Annotated in this window: 16 protein-coding genes, 1 tRNA gene and 1 pseudogene; 5 read left to right on the top strand and 13 right to left on the bottom strand. The window is 64.7% G+C overall.

What is annotated here, in order from left to right:
• Nucleotides 1–73 precede the first annotated feature (73 nt).
• The 8 genes from cyoD to BME24068_RS27435 form a co-directional block, all read right to left on the bottom strand.
• Nucleotides 74–406: a cytochrome o ubiquinol oxidase subunit IV gene (gene cyoD / locus BME24068_RS27470; protein WP_096507289.1), complete on the bottom strand. Its 333-nt coding sequence runs from the start codon at nucleotides 404–406 to the stop codon at nucleotides 74–76.
• Nucleotides 407–1,015, bottom strand: a complete 609-nt coding sequence (gene cyoC, locus BME24068_RS27465; protein WP_174927952.1) for a cytochrome o ubiquinol oxidase subunit III — start codon at nucleotides 1,013–1,015, stop codon at nucleotides 407–409. It lies immediately after the preceding gene.
• Nucleotides 1,015–3,021: a cytochrome o ubiquinol oxidase subunit I gene (cyoB, locus tag BME24068_RS27460; RefSeq protein ID WP_096507287.1), complete on the bottom strand. Its 2,007-nt coding sequence runs from the start codon at nucleotides 3,019–3,021 to the stop codon at nucleotides 1,015–1,017. The genes cyoC and cyoB overlap by 1 nt, the downstream gene beginning before the upstream one ends.
• A 3-nt stretch (nucleotides 3,022–3,024) precedes the next feature.
• Complete coding sequence (cyoA, locus tag BME24068_RS27455; protein ID WP_096507336.1) at nucleotides 3,025–3,912, bottom strand: ubiquinol oxidase subunit II; 888 nt, start codon at nucleotides 3,910–3,912, stop codon at nucleotides 3,025–3,027.
• Between the two features lie 269 nt (nucleotides 3,913–4,181).
• The gene (locus BME24068_RS27450) at nucleotides 4,182–5,711 is read right to left on the bottom strand and encodes a complex I subunit 4 family protein (RefSeq protein WP_174927951.1); all 1,530 of its coding nucleotides are present in this window, start codon (nucleotides 5,709–5,711) and stop codon (nucleotides 4,182–4,184) included.
• A gap of 460 nt (nucleotides 5,712–6,171) precedes the next feature.
• The gene (locus BME24068_RS27445; RefSeq protein ID WP_174927950.1) at nucleotides 6,172–7,545 is read right to left on the bottom strand and encodes a glycosyltransferase family protein; all 1,374 of its coding nucleotides are present in this window, start codon (nucleotides 7,543–7,545) and stop codon (nucleotides 6,172–6,174) included.
• A gap of 185 nt (nucleotides 7,546–7,730) precedes the next feature.
• Nucleotides 7,731–7,824: transfer RNA gene (locus BME24068_RS27440), tRNA-Ser, on the bottom strand.
• A 110-nt stretch (nucleotides 7,825–7,934) separates the two neighbouring features.
• On the bottom strand, nucleotides 7,935–9,188 hold the full coding sequence (locus BME24068_RS27435) for an aspartate kinase (RefSeq protein ID WP_059450411.1): 1,254 nt from the start codon (nucleotides 9,186–9,188) through the stop codon (nucleotides 7,935–7,937).
• Here BME24068_RS27435 and BME24068_RS35570 point away from each other — a divergent pair.
• Nucleotides 9,171–9,408 (top strand): annotated as a pseudogene (locus tag BME24068_RS35570) (hypothetical protein); the annotation flags it as partial. The gene BME24068_RS27435 and the pseudogene BME24068_RS35570 overlap by 18 nt on opposite strands.
• Nucleotides 9,409–9,530: 122 nt before the next feature.
• On the opposite strand, the gene tilS reads toward BME24068_RS35570, so the two are convergent.
• From tilS to cysS, 4 genes are all read right to left on the bottom strand, one after another.
• Nucleotides 9,531–10,937, bottom strand: coding sequence for a tRNA lysidine(34) synthetase TilS (gene tilS / locus BME24068_RS27430; RefSeq protein ID WP_174927949.1), 1,407 nt, complete (start codon nucleotides 10,935–10,937; stop codon nucleotides 9,531–9,533).
• Nucleotides 10,938–10,980: 43 nt separating this feature from the next.
• A complete protein-coding gene (locus BME24068_RS27425; RefSeq protein ID WP_006478433.1) occupies nucleotides 10,981–11,952 on the bottom strand; it encodes an acetyl-CoA carboxylase carboxyltransferase subunit alpha in 972 nt (323 codons plus the stop codon).
• 103 nt (nucleotides 11,953–12,055) lie between these two features.
• The gene (locus tag BME24068_RS27420; protein ID WP_096507283.1) at nucleotides 12,056–12,922 is read right to left on the bottom strand and encodes a DNA-3-methyladenine glycosylase family protein; all 867 of its coding nucleotides are present in this window, start codon (nucleotides 12,920–12,922) and stop codon (nucleotides 12,056–12,058) included.
• Nucleotides 12,923–12,965: 43 nt separating this feature from the next.
• Nucleotides 12,966–14,363: a cysteine--tRNA ligase gene (cysS, locus tag BME24068_RS27415; RefSeq protein WP_174927948.1), complete on the bottom strand. Its 1,398-nt coding sequence runs from the start codon at nucleotides 14,361–14,363 to the stop codon at nucleotides 12,966–12,968.
• Between the two features lie 234 nt (nucleotides 14,364–14,597).
• Between cysS and BME24068_RS27410 the strand changes: the two genes are divergently transcribed.
• The 4 genes from BME24068_RS27410 to BME24068_RS27395 all read left to right on the top strand — a co-directional run bounded on the left by BME24068_RS27410 (nucleotide 14,598) and on the right by BME24068_RS27395 (nucleotide 17,339).
• A complete protein-coding gene (locus tag BME24068_RS27410) occupies nucleotides 14,598–15,320 on the top strand; it encodes a tetratricopeptide repeat protein (RefSeq protein WP_162826242.1) in 723 nt (240 codons plus the stop codon).
• Between the two features lie 39 nt (nucleotides 15,321–15,359).
• Complete coding sequence (locus BME24068_RS27405) at nucleotides 15,360–15,935, top strand: peptidylprolyl isomerase (protein ID WP_096507280.1); 576 nt, start codon at nucleotides 15,360–15,362, stop codon at nucleotides 15,933–15,935.
• A gap of 88 nt (nucleotides 15,936–16,023) precedes the next feature.
• Entirely contained in the window at nucleotides 16,024–16,515 is a 492-nt protein-coding gene (locus BME24068_RS27400; protein WP_174927947.1) for a peptidylprolyl isomerase, read from the top strand.
• A gap of 23 nt (nucleotides 16,516–16,538) precedes the next feature.
• A complete protein-coding gene (locus tag BME24068_RS27395) occupies nucleotides 16,539–17,339 on the top strand; it encodes a UDP-2,3-diacylglucosamine diphosphatase (RefSeq protein ID WP_174927946.1) in 801 nt (266 codons plus the stop codon).
• 35 nt (nucleotides 17,340–17,374) lie between these two features.
• On the opposite strand, the gene cysE is transcribed toward BME24068_RS27395, so the two are convergent.
• Entirely contained in the window at nucleotides 17,375–18,148 is a 774-nt protein-coding gene (gene cysE / locus BME24068_RS27390) for a serine O-acetyltransferase (RefSeq protein WP_174927945.1), read from the bottom strand.
• Nucleotides 18,149–18,391: the final 243 nt, after the last annotated feature.

Genomic DNA, 18,391 nt, shown 5'->3' with positions numbered 1-18,391 from the left:
ATTTCGCAGGCGAAAAAAAAGCGGCACCCGCGTGCCGCTTCTTCATGGCCGGCGCGTTGCGCCGCGACGTCGCTCAGCGCGACATCATGTTCATGCTGACGTTGTGCATCACCCACAACGTCCCGACGATCAGGATCGCCGCGGTCAGCACCGTATAGCTGAACGCCATCACGTTCCAGCGCTGGCCCGACGAACCGTTCATGTGCAGGAAGTACACGAGGTGCACGACGATCTGCACGAACGCGAGCGCGGCAAGCGCGATCAGCGACGCGTGCGGCGACAGCACGCCTTCCATCACCAGGCCGAACGATGCGGCCGTGAGCAGCACCGACAGGATGAAGCCGGCGACATAGCCGCCGACGCTGCCGTGCCCTTCTTCGAGTTGAGACGAATGCGAATGGGCCATTTAGATCACGCTCGCAAGATAGACAAAGGAAAACACGCAGATCCACACGATGTCGAGGAAGTGCCAGAAGAGGCTCAGGCACGTCAGACGACGCAGATCGCGATCGGTCAGGTCGCCGCCGCGCAGCACGATCTGCCCGGCGAGCACGACCATCCACAGCAGGCCGGCCGTCACGTGCAGGCCGTGCGTGCCGACCAGCGTGAAGAATGCCGACAGGAACGCGCTGCGTTGCGGGCCCGCGCCTTCCGCGATCAGGTGCGAGAACTCGCGCAGTTCCATCGTGAGGAACGCCGCGCCGAGCAGGAACGTCACCGCCAGCCAGGCGAGCAGCGCGCCGCGCCGTTGCTTGTACGCGGCCAGCATCGCGAAGCCGTAGGTGATGCTCGACAGCAGCAGCGCGGCGGTTTCCAGCGCGACGCCCGGAATGTCGAACAGGTCCTTCGCGGTCGGACCGCCCGCGTACTGGTTGCCCAGCACGGCGAACGTCGCGAACAGCGCCGCGAAGATCACGCAGTCGGTCATCAGATACAGCCAGAAGCCGAACACCGAGTGCGACGGCGGATGGCCGTCGTGCTCGAGCAGGGTTGCGCTCAAGGTTTTCTGCAACATCAGTTGGCCTCCAGTTCCACGTCGTCGACACGCGTGGCCACGCGCACCGCCGGTTGCTTCTCTTCGATCTTGCGCACCTTGGTCGCCGGGATGTAGTAGCCGTCGTTGTCACGCGAGCTATAGATCACGAGCGTCGCGACGATCCCGACCAGGCCGCCGATCGCCATCCACCAGATGTGCCACACCAGCGCGAAGCCCAGCACGAGGCTGAAGATCGCGACCACGAGACCCGCACACGTATTCGACGGCATATGGATGTCGCGGATCGACGCCGGGTTAGGACGGGCATCGCCACGTGCCTTCATGTCGGCATACGCGTCCAGCGTGCGCACTTGCGGGGTCACCGCGAAGTTGTAGTCCGCCGGCGGCGACGTGGTGGCCCACTCGAGCGTGCGGCCGCCCCACGGATCGCCCGTGGTATCGCGGTATTCCGGCAGGTTGCGGTTGCGGATGCTGACGACCAGTTGCAGCAGCTGGCATGCGATGCCGATCGCGATCAGCACGGCGCCGAATGCGGCGACCAGCAGCCACGGATGCCATGCCGGGTTGTCGTAGTGGTTCAGACGACGCGTCATGCCCATGAAGCCGAGCACGTACAGCGGCACGAATGCGACATAGAAGCCGACCTGCCAGAACCAGAATGCAGCCTTGCCGAGCTTCTCGTTCAGCTTGAAGCCGAACGCTTTCGGGAACCAGTAGTTGAAGCCCGCGAGATAGCCGAACAGCACGCCGCCGATGATCACGTTATGGAAGTGCGCGATCAGGAACAGGCTGTTGTGCAGCACGAAGTCCGCACCCGGAATCGCCATCATCACGCCGGTCATCCCGCCGATCGTGAACGTGACCATGAAGCCGATCGTCCACAGCACGGGCGTCGTGAATTCGATCCGGCCGCGATACATCGTAAACAGCCAGTTGAACACCTTCACGCCGGTCGGGATCGCGATGATCATCGTCATGATGCCGAAGAACGCGTTCACGTTCGCGCCGGAGCCCATCGTGAAGAAGTGATGCAGCCACACGAGGAACGACAGCACCATGATCGCGCAGGTCGCGTACACCATCGTCTTGTAGCCGAACAGCGGCTTCTTCGAGAACGTCGCGATGACTTCCGAGAAGATGCCGAACGCCGGCAGGATCAGGATGTAGACCTCGGGATGGCCCCACGCCCAGATCAGGTTCAGGTACAGCATCGCGTTGCCGCCGGCTTCGTTCGTGAAGAAGTGCATGCCGAGGTAACGGTCGAGACCGAGCAGCGCGAGCGTCGCGGTCAGGATCGGGAACGACGCCATGATCAGCACGTTCGTGCAGAGGGCCGTCCACGTGAACACCGGCATCTTCATCAGCGTCATGCCGGGCGCGCGCATCTTGATGATGGTCACGAAGAAGTTCACGCCGGTCAGCAGCGTGCCGACACCCGATATCTGCAATGCCCACAGGTAGTAGTCGACCCCTACCCCCGGACTGAACTGCAGCTCCGACAGCGGCGGGTAGGCGAGCCAGCCCGTCTGCGCGAATTCGCCGATCACGAGCGAGATGTTGATCAGGATCGCGCTGACCGCCGTCATCCAGAAGGAGAGCGAGTTGATGAACGGGAACGCGACGTCGCGCGCGCCGATCTGCAGCGGCACGACGAGGTTCATCAGGCCGACCATGAACACCATCGCCATGAAGAAGATCATGATCACGCCGTGTGCCGTGAAGATCTGGTCATAGTGGTGCGGCGGCAGGTAGCCGGGCGCGTTGTACGCGAGCGCGAGCTGCATGCGCATCATGATCGCGTCGGCGAAGCCGCGCAGCAGCATGATCAGCGCGACGATGATGTACATCACGCCGAGTTTCTTGTGGTCGACCGTCGTCAGCCATTCCGTCCACAGCCACTTCCAGCGGCCGGTGATCGTCAGGCCGGCGAGCACGCCCAGCACGGCCAGCCCCATGAAGGCGCCGGCCACCATGATGATGGGCTGATCGAACGGGATCGCCGATAGTGTGAGTTTGCCGAACATGCGTTACCCCTTCGTGCCGCAGGCGGCGTCCTTCAGATCGAGGACGTGGCCATCGTTGTATTTCGCGATGATGTTGTGGAAGAGCCGCGGATCGACCGACGAGAAGTAGCGCACCGGCGCCTTCTCGCTCGGCTGAGCGACCGAGCCGTACACGGTCGCGTCGAGACGATCAGGCGATGCCTTGACCTTCTGCACCCAGGCATCGAACTGCTCGCGCGGCTCGGCCAGCGTGCGGAACTTCATGTCGGAGAAGCCGCGGCCGCTGAAGTTGGCCGACGTGCCCGCGTAGTCGCCGGCTTCGTCGGCGATCAGGTGCAGGCGCGTCTGCATGCCGGCCATCGCGTAGACCTGGCCGCCGAGCTGCGGAATAAAGAACGAGTTCATCACCGAATCCGACGTGATGCGGAAGTTCACCGGCGTACCGACCGGAATCGCGAGCTGGTTCACCGACGCGATGCCGAGTTCCGGATAGATGAACAGCCACTTCCAGTCGAGCGCGACGACCTCGACGTCGATCGGCTTCACCGACGATTCGAGCGGCTTGTACGGATCGAGCTCGTGCGTGGTCTTCCACGTGAGCACGCCGAGGAACAGGATGATCAGCGTCGGCACCGTCCAGATCACGATTTCGATCGCGGTCGAGTGCGACCAGTTCGGCGCATAGGCGGCGTTGCGATTCGACGCGCGATAACGCCACGCGAACCACAGCGTGAGCAGAATCACCGGCACGACGACGACCAGCATCGCCCACGTGGAGGTTGCGATCAGCGCCTTTTCGGCGGCACCGACACTTCCTTTCGGATTTAGTACATCTAAATTACAGCCTGACAGGCTCAGCGCCGCGCCGATTGACATCAGCGCCGTCCAGCCTTTTGAAGCTTTTCTTTTCATCACACAGCCCGAGGGGTCATTGAATCCGTAGCGTATGCCCGATGCGCATTCGATCCACGAAAGTGGACCGAATCATACGTCGCGCGAGCACGATGAAAAACCGGTGGATGCGGAAAATCATCATTGCAAAATCTGCCGTGAGACAGATTGTCGCGGGGCAATTTCACGCAGCCGGAAGTGGGCAGGTGCGCTCGGCACCCGCTCCGATGGATGCGCGCGCAACGACTGCATCGTCGTGCGATGCGGCCATCGTGCGCGGTGCACTGCGGTCAGTTGCGTGCCGAGGCCATGTAGGCCGGCTGCGGCGGCGTGATGCCGTCCCCTACCGGCACCTTCGAGCGGCTGGCGTCTTCGATCAGTTGCGCGACGGTCGGATCGATTGCATCGGTGAACGGCTTCGGATAGATGCCGACGCCCAGCACGATCAGCGCGAACGATGCGAACACCGCGATCTCGCGACGGCTGAGGTCGGAGAGCTTCGCGACACGTGCGTGATCGATCTTGCCGAACACGACGCGCTTGATCATCCACAGCGTGTACGACGCGCTGAGGATCAGCGTGAGCGCCGCGATGGCGCCGATCCAGAAGTTGAAACGGATCGCGCCCATGATGACCATGAACTCGCCGACGAATCCCGACGTGCCCGGCAGGCCGACGTTGGCCATCGCGAACAGCACCGCGAACATCGCGAAGCGCGGCATCACGCCGGCCACGCCGCCGTATGCGGCGATCTCGCGCTGCTTGGTGCGATCGACCAGCACGCTTACGCACAGCAGCATTGCGCCCGCGACGAAGCCGTACGAGACGAGTTGCACGATCGCGCCTGCGACGCCGATCTGGTTGAACAGGAACAGGCCGAGCGTGACGATCCCCATGTGCGCGACCGTCGAGTACGCGAGCAGCTTGGTGAGATCGGTCTGCGCGAGCGCGACCAGGCTCGCGTAGACGATCGCGAACAGCGACAGCGCGATCACGGCCGGCGCGAAGAAGTGAGCTGCATCCGGCGTGATCGGCAGCGCGAAGCGCAGGAAACCGTAACCGCCGAGCTTCAGCATCGCGAGCATCAGCGCGGCGCCCGTCGGGCCGTCCGTGTAGACGTCGCGCAGCCACGTGTGAACCGGCCACATCGGCACCTTGACCGCGAACGCGGCGAAGAAGCCGAGGAACACCAGCAACTGCGGCGAGAAACCGAGCTCCAGCGTGCGCCATGCGTTCATGTCGAACGTATGCGACTTCGCATACAGGTAGAGCATCGCCATCAGCAGCAGCAGCGAACCCGCGAACGAGATGAAGAAGAACTTCACCGCCGCGTACACACGATGCTCGCGGCCCCACGTACCGATCAGCAGGTACAGCGGAATCAGCGTCGCCTCGAAGAAAATGAAGAACAGCAGCCCGTCCTGCGCGACGAACACGCCGACCATCAACCCCGACAGGATCAGGAACGACGCGTAATACTGCGCGATGCGAACCGTGATCGATTCCCACGATGCGATCACCACGATGAGCGTCGTGAATGCGGTCAGCACGACGAGCCAGAGCGATGCGCCGTCGATGCCGACACGCCAGCCCGAGTTGAATGCCGCAAGCCAGTCGCGGGTTTCGACAAACTGCATCGCAGCCGAATGCGAATCGAAACCGGCGACGAGCGGGACGACCGCTGCCAGCCCGATCAGTGCGCCGATGAGCGCGATCAACCTCGTGCGATTGGGATGATGGTCGCTGCCGGCACGTAGCAGGCACGCGCCGACCAGGATCGGAGCCCAGATCGCCAGGCTCAGAAAGGGAAAATCATGCATGTCAACAAACCTAGAGAGGGTCGCGCACTGCATCGGGACAGGCGGGACGAAAGAATCGAAACCAAATCGTAAGATAGATTTCGCGAATCACCCTTGTTGGCGAAATGTAAAGCAACGTCAGAACGAAGTTTGACGCGGCTCAAGCGCAATCGGGTTAACGAGGATAAATCGATTGGAGAAATTTTGCATCGCAACAGACTCTAGTTCTTCGGCGCACTCACAACCAGCTGATTTTTATACGTAATTTTTTGTATTATCAGAAGCCGTGACACCCAAGAATCGGTGCGATGCCGCATTTTTGACGTCAGACCGCTGTTTTGGCGTGCCTGAACAGGATGCCCGGAACGGTGGGCGCGTCCGGCATGAATCTTACATTCGTACTTTCATTTAACTTACATTTTCCCGTCATCAAAATACCCACTGAAGGCGCGCGATACCGCGCGCGTCGCAGCCCTTCCGGCTAGAGCTGATGACTCAACCGGTCCCATATGCGCATCGCCACCGCGCGGTAGTGGTTGTGTTGCGCGGGGAAATGAACGAAGCGACTGTCGCGCGTGGCATAAACCGGCGAAGTCGCGAGCGTGATCGCGTCGACGATATAGCGCGCGTCGATCATGCCCGCCCGCAGCAACTCGACATAGATGGCCTGCTGATCGCCGCCGCTCGCGTAGACGGACGATCGATCGTCGAAGCTCTCGATACGCGCGCACATGCGCTCGACCAGTTCGCGCATCGGCGCGACATTGCGCACGCCGATCATGCACGAGTTGATCGCCCAGGCCGTATGGTCGGTGCCGATCACGAAATCGCGGCCGTCGATCACACCGTCGACCGGCTGACTCTGGTCGATCGCGAGGATGTCCGCGTCGACCCAGAACACGAACGCATGATCCGGCAGATGTTCGCGAATCAGATGCAGCTTCGCCCAGTTCGCGTCGATGCCGGCCGGCAGGAACGCCGGCGGCTCGCGATACGCATGGTACGCATAGCCGTGGCGCGTGCAGTAGCGCACGAAGTTCTCCTCGTGCAGATCGCCGTAACCGGCGATGTGCGACGTGTGCAGGCTCACGAACGCAATGCGCGCATGCGGATTCACGTGTCGCGCCGGCTCGCGCGGCCGCTGCTGCGCGGCACGCCAGTCGTCCATCGCGCGCGGCTGCTCGCCGCGCCGGGCCCGCGCCGCATCGTCGACGAGTGCGACCACGTAGCGAAAGTCGTAGTCGGGCGGCGGCGCCCACTCGCCGTCCGTCTGCCGCCATTCGGGCGCATGGTGCGCGACGAGCGGATCTGCGACGACGACGGCATCGATCGCATACGCATCGGCCCACACCGTTTGGGCCGACGCGAAATAGCCGCTCGCGAGCGGCTGATCGAACGGCAGCGGCGAAAAATGCGCGGCAAGCAGCGTCGCTTCGCATGCGTGTCGCCGCGCCGGCAGGCGCATCACCCACTCGCCCAGTTCGACCGCGAGCTTGCGCAAGCGCTCGCGCACGTCGGGCACGTTGCGAAAGATCATGCCGCTTGCCGCGGGTAGCGGCGATTGCGGCGTCTGCGTCGTGACGATCGCGTCGTAACCGTTCGCGACATCCGGCAGCGCATGCTGGCCGAATACGACCGAGAACGGATCGAGCACGAGCAGCAACGCCCCCTGCTCCATCGCGACGAGTTGCGCGACGATCGCGTGGTACTTGTGCAGCACCTGCTGGCGCTCGCCGTACACATGCATGCCGTCGACGATCGCATGCCGGTAGCCGTGGCATCCTGCGTAACGCTCGTGGTTGGCAACGAGCCCGTCGACGGGTCGATGAGAAAGAAAAGTCAGTACGGAATGCATGCGTGCCAGGACTCCAGCTTGGGGCGCGACGGGCGATACGCCTATTTAGCGCATGTGCGTCGCTCAAGTCGAGCATTGCTTGGCTGTCCGGACCCAGTGCGTGCCGATCGGCGAGTCCAAAAAACGAAGGGGGAAAAGAAAAAGCCCCGCAAGTCCGAGAACTTGCGGGGCTTTGTCACCGCTTTTGGCGGAGACGGAGGGATTCGAACCCTCGATCCAGGTTTTGGCCCAGATGCTCCCTTAGCAGGGGAGTGCCTTCGACCTCTCGGCCACGTCTCCCAAACTTTCGCTCGCACCAGGGAGGCAGTGCGACGAGAACGAGATAATATAGGGTTTCGAACCGGTCGTCAATTTCCGTGATGCACTTTCTTCAATGCATCACAAAAAATTCACGCTGCCTGATCGAGCTCGAATGCCTTGTGCAGTGCGCGGACGGCCAGCTCCATGTATTTCTCGTCAATCAGCACCGAAATCTTGATTTCGGACGTCGAGATCATCTGGATGTTGATGCCCTCTTCCGACAGCGTGCGGAACATCTTGCTCGCGACGCCCACGTGCGAACGCATGCCGACGCCGACGACCGACACCTTCGACACCTTCGGGTCGCCCTGCACGCGCTCGGCGCTCACATGGCCCTGCACCTGGTTGGTCAGGATGTCCATCGCCTTCTGGTAGTCGCCGCGACCGACCGTGAACGTGAAGTCCGTCTTCCCTTCGACGCTCTGGTTCTGGATGATCATGTCGACATCGACGTTCGCGTCGGCGACCGGGCCGAGGATCTGATACGCGATGCCGGGCTTGTCGGGCACGCCCATCACAGCAATGCGTGCTTCGTCGCGCTGGAACGCGATGCCGGAAATGACTGCCTTTTCCATGGTCTCGTCTTCTTCAAAAGTAATCAGGGTGCCCGAGCGCATTTCTTCGTCGAGCGCAATCAGCGGATCGGTCAGGCTCGACAGCACACGCGTCTTCACCTGGTATTTGCCGGCGAATTCGACCGAGCGGATCTGCAGGACCTTCGAGCCGAGGCTGGCCATTTCCAGCATTTCCTCGAACGTCACGCGATCGAGGCGTCGCGCCTCTTCGACCACGCGCGGATCGGTCGTGTAGACGCCGTCGACGTCCGTGTAGATCAGGCACTCTTCGGCACCCAGCGCGGCCGCCACCGCCACCGCCGACGTATCCGAGCCGCCACGGCCCAGCGTCGTGATGTGGCCGTCCGGATCGACACCCTGGAAGCCCGTGATGATCACGACCTTGCCTGCGTTCAGATCGGCCTTCACGCGTTCGTCGTCGATCGAGTGGATACGCGCCTTCGTGAAAGCGCTGTCCGTCTTGATCGGCACTTGCCAGCCTGCATAGCTCACGGCTTCGACGCCGATTTCCTGCAGCGCGATCGACAGCAGGCCGACGCTGACCTGCTCGCCGGTCGATGCGATCATGTCGAGCTCACGCGGGCTCGGCTGGCTCGAAATCTCTTTCGCGAGACCGAGCAGACGGTTGGTTTCGCCGGACATCGCGGACGGCACGACCACCATCTGGTGCCCGGCCTGATGCCATTTTGCGACGCGTTTCGCGACGTTCTTGATGCGCTCGACCGAGCCCATCGAAGTGCCGCCGTATTTGTGTACGATGAGTGCCATTGTCGTTCTGAACTGGAGGAGAAACCGCACGGGCGCGCTGGACAGGCCGCGTTGCCGTTCGGTCACGCGGCTTGTGGCTGTGGACGGACGACGAGGGGGACGGCTGGGACGCAACACGCAAGCGTGACGGATTTTGCCCGGAAGGCCGATCAGGCCGCGCAAACCGGGTACGTCACGCGGAAAACCTGCACAAATCGCTCAAAAATCGAGCCGAGCAAACGACCGAGCGTACCCGATAGACGCCCGCTTGACAAGCCGCTCGCCGCGCCGGCGGGCGTTCCGGCGCTGTTTACCAAATGGTGAAAACCGGCGAGCGAGCGCGCCGCCGGAAACCTGCCGCGGCTACGCGATCAGCAGGTCGGGACGCCACTCGATCCGGCGCCACGCCCCGCCGCCGGACAACCCGTCGCCGTGATTGACGCCGAGCCGCGGCACGTAGACGAGCCGGTCGCCCGCGAACAGCAGCGGCACGTCGCGCTGCCATGCCGGCACGCCGCGCTCCTGGAACAGGTTCTTCAACGTGCGGCCCGGGCCGCCGGGCGACGTACGCATCCGCTCGCCGCCCGCGCGGGCACGCGCGGCGAGCGCCGCGGCGCGCAGCAGCGCCTCCGGCACCGCGCCGTCGCTGCCGGCTTCGGCCGGCGCGAACACGAACGTGCCGCGCCACGCCGGCAGGCGCCAGATTTCCTGTCCGTCCCAGCCGAGCACCGATTCCGGATGCGGCGTCCCGGTGCCGTCATCGGCCGGCTCGGCACTGTCGCCCGCCTCCCAGTACACGACATCGCGATACAGCCGCAGGCACTGGCCCGCATGATCGACACGCAACGCATGCGCATCGTGCGCGGCCCGCAACTGCCGCATCATGTTCGCGAGCCGGCCGGCGGACGCACCCGGCAAGCCGAGCCGGCGCATCCAGAAACGCAGCAGGTTCGCGCCGCGCGTGTCGTCGAACGCGACCAGCGCATCGCGCGACAGCGCGCGTCCGTCGTCGCGCGCGGCGGTCGCGAAATCCAGTTCGGCCAGATCGTCGAGCAGCCGCTGCGCGGCGGCCGCATGCTGGGCCGCGCGGCCCAGCGCATCGCGAAAGCCCGGAAAATGCACGGCAAGCGCCGGCAGCACGTCAATACGCAGCGCATTGCGCGCATAACGCGTGTCGCCGTTCGATTCGTCGTCGATCCATGTGAGCTCGCGCTGCGCCGCATAACGCTCCAGTTGCGCGCGCAACAATCGCAGCAGCGGGCGCACGCGCTCGACGCGAGTACCTTCCGGGCGGTAGCGCGGCGCCATCGCGGCCAGACCGGCGATCCCCGCGCCGCGCAGCAACTGCAGCAGCACCGTCTCGGCCTGGTCGTCCGCATGCTGCGCGACCCATAGCGCGACCGTGCCGTGACGTTCGCACATCGCGTCGAGCACCGCGTAACGACGCTCGCGCGCCGTCGCCTCGATACCGAGGCCGCTGTCGCGCGGCACGTCGACGCGCTCCGCGTCGGACGCGACGCCGAGCCGGTCGGCCGTCGCTTGCGCGTGCGCGACCCATGCGTCGGCGTTCTCGCTCAGGCCGTGATGCACATGCAGCGCCACGCAACGCGCAGCGCCCGCGACGCGCACGGCCGCGTCGAGCAGCACCGTCGAGTCGAGGCCGCCGCTGTACGCGATCGCGATACGTGCATCGGGCGGGACGTCGGAAAGCGCAACGCCGACCGCATCGAGTACGACGCGGTCGGCGGAGAATTCGGTCGGGGGGATCACGAGAGAAGCGCGCGCCGCACGGCGCGCGATGCGAGCACGCCGGTCATGCGCCGGGCGTGGTTTCCTTGAACTTGCCGTAGGCCATCAGGCGCTCGAAGCGACGCTCGCGCAACGCATCGATGCTCATGCCCTGGAACTGACGCAGCGAATCGGCAAGCGCGCGACGCAGCAGCGCGGCCATGCCCTTCGGATCGCGATGCGCGCCGCCGAGCGGCTCGTTGATGATCTTGTCGATCAGGCCGAGCGCCTTCAGTCGATGCGCGGTCAGGCCCAGCGCTTCCGCGGCTTCGGGCGCCTTCGCGGCGCTCTTCCACAGAATCGACGCGCAGCCTTCCGGCGAGATCACCGAATAGGTCGAGAACTGCAGCATCATCACGGTGTCGGCCACGGCGATCGCGAGCGCGCCGCCCGAACCGCCCTCGCCGATCACGGTCGTGATGATCGGCGTCTTCAGTTCGGCCATCACGTACAGGTTGCGGCCGATCGCTTCCGACTGGCCGCGCTCTTCCGCGCCGATGCCCGGGTACGCGCCCGGCGTGTCGACGAACGTGAAGATCGGCAGCCCGAACTTCTCGGCGAGACGCATCAGGCGTTCGGCCTTGCGATAGCCTTCCGGACGCGGCATCCCGAAGTTGCGCGCAGCGCGCTCCTTCGTGTCGCGGCCCTTCTGATGGCCGATCACCATGCACGGGTGGCCGCCGAAACGCGCGAGACCGCCGACGATCGACAGGTCGTCCGCGAACGCGCGGTCGCCATGCAGCTCGTGAAAATCGGTAAACAGTTCCGCAACGTAATCGAGCGTGTACGGACGCTGCGGATGCCGCGCGATCTGCGAAACCTGCCACGGCGACAGATTCGCGTAGAGGTCTTTCGTCAGTTGCTGGCTTTTCTTCGACAGCCGCTCGATTTCTTCCGAAATATCGACAGCCGAGTCGTCCTGCACGAATCGCAGCTCTTCGATCTTGGCCTCGAGTTCGGCGATCGGCTGTTCGAAATCCAGAAACGTGGTCTTCATGTGTTCGAATCCTTGGGTCTTGCGGCAGCGCGTATTCTACCCGCGCAGACGATACGCAAGACCGGTTCTCAACTATTGATGTTTAAAACCCGATAGCCGTCAATCAGGCGTCGGCGTCAGGCGCGTCGAGGCTGCGCCACATGTACCAGGTCGCGACGGTGCGCCACGGCTCCCAGTTGGCGGCCACTTCCCGCGCCTCGCTGCGCGTGACGGGTTCTCCGCTGAAGTAATTGACGCTGATCGCGCGGATCAGGCCCGGATCGTCGAGCGGCAGCACGTCCGGCCGCGACAGGTTGAAGATCAGGAACATCTCGGCCGTCCAGCGGCTGATGCCGCGGATCTGCGTGAGTTCCGCGATCACGTCCTCGTCGTCCATCGACGTCCATTTGTCGACGTGCAGCGCGCCGGACACGAAGTGTTGCGCGAGATCGAGAATGTATTCCGTCTTGCGCTTGGACAACCCGCACGCAATCAGCTTGTCCGCGCCGAGCCGGATGACCGGCTGCGGTGCGAGTTTCGGACACGCATCCTCGATGCGCGCCCACAGCGCCTGTGCGGACGGCACCGAGATCTGCTGGCCGACGACCGAACGCGCGAGCGTGACGAACGGATCGCCGCGCTTCACGAGATGCGCGGGACCGAACTTCGGAATCAGCTTCTTCATGATCCGGTCGCGCTTGACGAGATCGGCGCACGCCTTGTCCCAGTATGCGGGACGCACGACGCCATCGACGCCGTCGGCTGCCGCCTCGGACGCACGCGTCTTGCGGGCCGCGTCGGCGGCCGCCATCGCCGCTTCCGGCTGCACCGCATCCGCGCCTTTCGCGCGGGCGGGCTTCGCATGACCGTTGAGCGCGCCGTTCGGCACGGCGCGCGTCGCGTCCGCCTTCGCCGCTGGCGCGCGCTTGGCTGCCGGACGCGCGGCGACCGGAGTCGCGCGCCTGACCGGCGCTTTTCTGGCCGTTGCCATCTTGCCTCCTACCTGACGGATCGGTCAGTGGAACGCACCGCGCTCATACGCGACGCCATTCGGTCGATCCGCCCGGTTTGTCTTCAAGAGCGATCCCGGCCTCGAGCAGTTCCGCCCGAATCCGGTCCGCTTCGGCATAGTCCTTCGCTTGTTTCGCCGCGACGCGCGCGGCGATCTTCGCTTCGATCTCGTCGGCTGCGAGCCCGCCCGCCTGCGCGGCGCCGGCGCCCTGCTGCAGGAACGCGCGCGGTTCGCGGCCAAGCAGGCCCAGCAGGCCCGCGAGTTGTTTCAGTTGCCGCGCGAGCGACGCATCGCGCGTGCGGTTGACTTCGCCCGCCAGCTCGAACAGCGTCGCCACTGCGACCGGCGTGTTGATGTCGTCGTTCATCGCGGCCGAGAAACGCTGCGCATGCGGCTCGTTCCAGTCGAGCGCGAGCGCGTCGGGCTCGACGTCCTTCAGCGCCGTGTACAGGCGCGTGAGCGACGCGCGCGCATCGTCGAGATGCACGTCGCTGTAGTTGAGCGGCGACCGGTAGTGCGTGCGTACGATGAAAAAGCGCATGACCTCGGCGTCGTACCGCTCGAGCACTTCGCGGATCGTGAAGAAGTTGCCGAGCGATTTCGACATCTTCTCGTTGTCGACCTGCACGAAGCCGTTGTGCATCCAGTAATTGACGAACGTCGTGCCGGTCGCGCCTTCGCTCTGCGCAATCTCGTTCTCGTGGTGCGGAAATTGCAGATCCTGCCCGCCACCGTGAATGTCGAAATGCTCGCCGAGCAGCGTGCAGCCCATCGCCGAGCACTCGATGTGCCAGCCCGGCCTGCCCATCCCGTACTTCGACGCCCACGACGCGCCTTCCGGATCCCCGGCCTTCGCACGCTTCCACAGCACGAAATCGAGCGGATCTTCCTTCGCGTCGTTCGCGGCGACGCGTTCGCCCGCGCGCAGATCGTCGAGCGACTTGCCCGACAACTTCCCGTAGTTCGCGAACTTGCGCACCGAATAATTGACGTCGCCGTCGCCCGCCTGATACGCGTAGCCGTTCGTCTCGAGCTGCTCGATCATCCCGAGCATCTGCGGAATGAACTGCGTCGCGCGCGGCTCGATGTCGGGCCGCTGGATGCCGAGCGCGGCTTCATCCTCGTGCATCGCGCCGATGAACCGGTCGGTCAGCGACGTGATCGTCTCGCCGTTCTCGACCGCGCGGCGGATGATCTTGTCGTCGATGTCGGTGATGTTGCGCACGTACGTGACCCGATAGCCGATCGCACGCAACCAGCGCTGGACGAGATCGAACACGACCAGCATGCGCGCGTGGCCCACGTGACAATAGTCGTAGACGGTGATCCCGCATACGTACATCCGCACTTCGCCGGAATGGCGCGGCACGAAAACTTGCTTGTCACGCGCGAGCGTGTTGTAGATGCGCAGTGATTCCATAGAGATGAACCGTGAGCCGAAGGAAACCGCCCTGGCGAAGCTCGCCCAGCATGCGAAACGGACGGACCACCTGCTGCGGCACGACGCCGCGCGTCCTCGATATCACATGGGGCGGTCAGGCTGCAAGCACAGCGGTGACGGCCACGAGAGGCAAAGAAAGACTGTCTGCGGCTCGCCGGAACGCGCAGACGTTTTGTTAGAATGGCTCGGAGTATAACATTCCGATTTACGCCTATGAAACCTCATCGCGGCCGCGCGCCGAGCGCTGCGACCCTCGTTGCGACCGCCGTCATGGGCGTCGCGCTGGCGCTTTTCGCAGCCCCTGCGGCGCATGCGCAAAAGGCTCCAGCCGTCGCCGACGGCACCCCTGAAATCGACGCATCGATCGCCGGCAAGCAGTGGAAACAGGCGCTCGCGCAACTCGACGCCCGTATCGCGGCGAACCCGCACGACGTGCAGGCGCAGTTCAAGCGCGGCACCGTGCTCGCGCGCCTGAACCGCGATGACGACGCGATCCAGCAATTCGTCGCGATCACGCAGGCGTACCCCGAACTGCCCGAACCCTACAACAACCTCGCGGCGCTCTACGCGAAGCACGGGCGCTACGACGAAGCGCGCAGCGCGCTCGTCACCGCGACGCAATCGAACCCGAGCTACACGCTCGCGTACGAGAACCTCGGCGACCTGTACCTGCGCCTCGCGGCCGAATCGTACAAGCGCGCGCAAGCGCTCGGCCATACGAGCGGCGCGACGGCCCAGCGCCTCGCCGATCTGCAGAAGATCGTATCGCCGCCGAAGTCCGCCGCGAACGCGCGCGCCGTCACGCCGGCAACGCGCGAGTACACCGACCGCGCGGCCGCGAACGTGAGCACCACCACGCTGCCGATGTCGCCGACGTTCCAGTTCAACGGGCCGTCGGGGGCGCTGGCGGCGCCGTACGTCGCGCCGTCGCAGTAAGCGGCGCAACCTTTCTTCCCTCCCAACCTGAGGATCGCAATGAAACGTCTGTTGCTGGCGCTTGGCGGCGCCGCCCTTCTCGCGACCGCGCCCGCGTTCGCGCAATCGGCTACCGCGCACCCCGTCGTGCAGCTGAAGACCTCGCAGGGCGACATCCGCGTCGAGCTCTACCCGGAGAAGGCGCCGAAGACGGTCGCCAACTTCCTCGATTACGTGAAGGCCGGCCAGTACAACGGCACGATCTTCCATCGCGTGATCAAGGGCTTCATGATCCAGGGCGGCGGCTACAAGACCAACTTCGACGAGAAGCCGACCCGCGCGCCGATCCCGCTGGAAAGCCGCAATGGTCTGAAGAACCTGACCGGCACGATCGCGATGGCACGCACGAGCGATCCGAATTCGGCCACCGCGCAGTTCTTCATCAACACGGTCGACAACAGCGGCCTCGACTACCCGAACCCGGACGGCAACGGCTATGCGGTGTTCGGCAAGGTCGTGTCGGGCCTCGACGTCGTGAAGAAGATCGAAGGCGTCGCGACGACCTCGCGCGGCCCGATGCAGGACGTGCCGGCCCAGCCGGTCGTGATCGAATCGGCCAGCGTCGTCTCGAAATAAGCACCTGCCGGCACGTCCGGCGCCACACGCGGCCCCGTCGCACGACCGGCCGCGTGCCATTTAAACCGCCTTACCGAAGGAATCCATCATGGTTGAACTGCACACGAACCACGGCGTGATCAAGCTCGAGCTCGACGCCGCGAAGGCACCGAAGACGGTCGAGAACTTCCTGAACTACGTGAAGAAAGGCCACTACGACGGCACGGTGTTCCACCGCGTGATCAACGGCTTCATGATCCAGGGCGGCGGCTTCGAGCCGGGCCTGAAGCAGAAGCCGACCGATGCGCCGATCGACAACGAAGCGAACAACGGCCTGAAGAACGACAACTACACGGTTGCAATGGCGCGCACGAACGATCCGCATTCGGCCACCGCGCAATTCTTCATCAACGTGAACGACAACGACTTCCTGAACCACTCGTCGCCGACGCCGCAGGGCTGGGGCTACGCCGTGTTCGGCAAGGTCGTCGAAGGTCAGGACGTGGTCGACAAGATCAAGAGCGTCAAGACGGGCAACGCGGGCTTCCATCAGGACGTGCCGGCCGACGACGTCGTGATCGAAAAGGCCGTCGTGGTCTGACGCGCGGTAACGGAGGCACTTCGATGTTGCAGGAAAGTCCGCCGCGAAGCGTCTCCGCGGGCGTGCCTGGCGAGCACGAATACGCGCAAGCCGCACGCCCGTTCCTGTTTCTCTCCGATCTGCACCTGAGCGAAGCGATTCCGAAGACGGTCGCCGCGTTCGAGCATTTCGTGAAATACACAGCCGACAGCGCCGATTCGGTGTTCATCCTCGGCGACCTGTTCGAATACTGGATCGGCGACGACATACTCGACGACGATCCGTTCGCGGCACGCATGGCCGCGCTGATGCATACGTTCTCGGAGCGCGGGATCGCACTCTACGTGATGCACGGCAACCGCGATTTCCTGCTCGGCCGGCGCTTCATGAAGGCAGCCGGCGCGATGCTGCTGCCCGATCCGGCGCTGATCACGGCATTCGGCCAGCGCATCGTGCTCGCCCATGGCGATGCGCAATGCACGGCCGATCGCGGCTATCAGGTGTTCCGGCGGTTCGCCCGCAATCGCGTCGCGCAGTGGCTGTTTCTCGCATGGCCGTTCCGCTGGCGCCGCGCACTCGCGCAGCGGATGCGCTCGAACAGCGAAGCGGGCCGGATGCGCCCCGCTTCGCCGATCTACGACGTCACGCGTGAAGGCGTGGCCGCCCTGTTCCGGAAAAGCCGGGCGAGCGTGATCATCCACGGCCATACGCACCGCCCTGCGCGGCACGTCGAACCGGGCGGAATTCGCTGGGTGCTGCCCGACTGGGATCTCGACCACGGCATGCCGCGCGGCGGCTATCTGCGCGTCGACGCGGAAGGCATCCACGCGATGCCGCTCGACTGACGCAAACCGCGCCGCCGGCCGCCGCCGGCATGCGCTTACGACTGGCGCTCGATCGTCTTGCCTTCCAGCACCGCCGACAACCGGCGCAGGTCCAGACGCGCCGCGTCCGCACCCTGCAGCGTTTCCAGATGCGTGCCGAGTTGCTCGAGCGCCGCGACGATTTCGTCGACGCGCCGGCTTTCCTTCGCCGCATGATCGATCAGGCCGTGAATCGCGAGCGACATCGGATCGTCGGCGTTCGGCGTGATCCCGTATGCGCAGAACGCAGCACGCTCCGGCTGCGGCTTCGGCTGAGCCGGCATCACGATGCGCGCCGGATTGCCGACCGCCGTGCCGCCCGCCGGCACCGGCTTCACGACGACTGCGTTCGAACCGATCTTCGCGCCCGCGCCGACCGTGAAACCGCCGAGCACCTTCGCGCCCGCGCCGACGATCACGCCGGCCTCGAGCGTCGGATGGCGCTTCGCGCCGCGCGTGAGCGACGTGCCGCCGAGCGTCACGCCCTGGTAGATCGTGCAGTCGTCGCCGATGATCGCCGTCTCGCCGATCACGACACCCATCCCGTGATCGATGAACACGCGCCGGCCGATCGTTGCGCCCGGATGGATCTCGATACCGGTCAGGAAACGTCCGGCCTGCGACGCGAAGCGCCCGAGCCAGTAGCGCTTCGCGCGCCAGCACGCGTGCGCGAAACGATGCAGGACGAGCGCGTGCAGCCCCGGATAACAGGTCAGCACTTCCCAGGCACTGCGAGCGGCGGGATCCCGCTCGCGAATCGTCGCAACGTCTTCGCGCAGTCTAGTGAACATGATCTGATCGGGGAAAAGGCCGGCGTGCCCCGCCGGCGATGGCCGGCCGTTATCGCGCCGGGGAATTTGCTTATGACGTCCGGCGATTGTAGGGCCAGTCGCGCGCGGCCGCACAGCACCGCGCGTTCACCCCGCCGCCGGCGCGGGTATTGGCGCCGGACGCTTGCGGTGACGGCCTTCCCGGATCGAGCGGCGAACCGGCGCGCGCCGGACCGGCACCGCCGGACGACCGATACGGCACGA

The organism is Burkholderia anthina, assembly GCF_902498995.1.
GTDB classification, from domain to species: Bacteria; Pseudomonadota; Gammaproteobacteria; order Burkholderiales; family Burkholderiaceae; genus Burkholderia; species Burkholderia anthina.
Note: the sequence above shows the minus strand (reverse complement) of the source record. Positions and strands in the feature narration are given on the sequence as shown.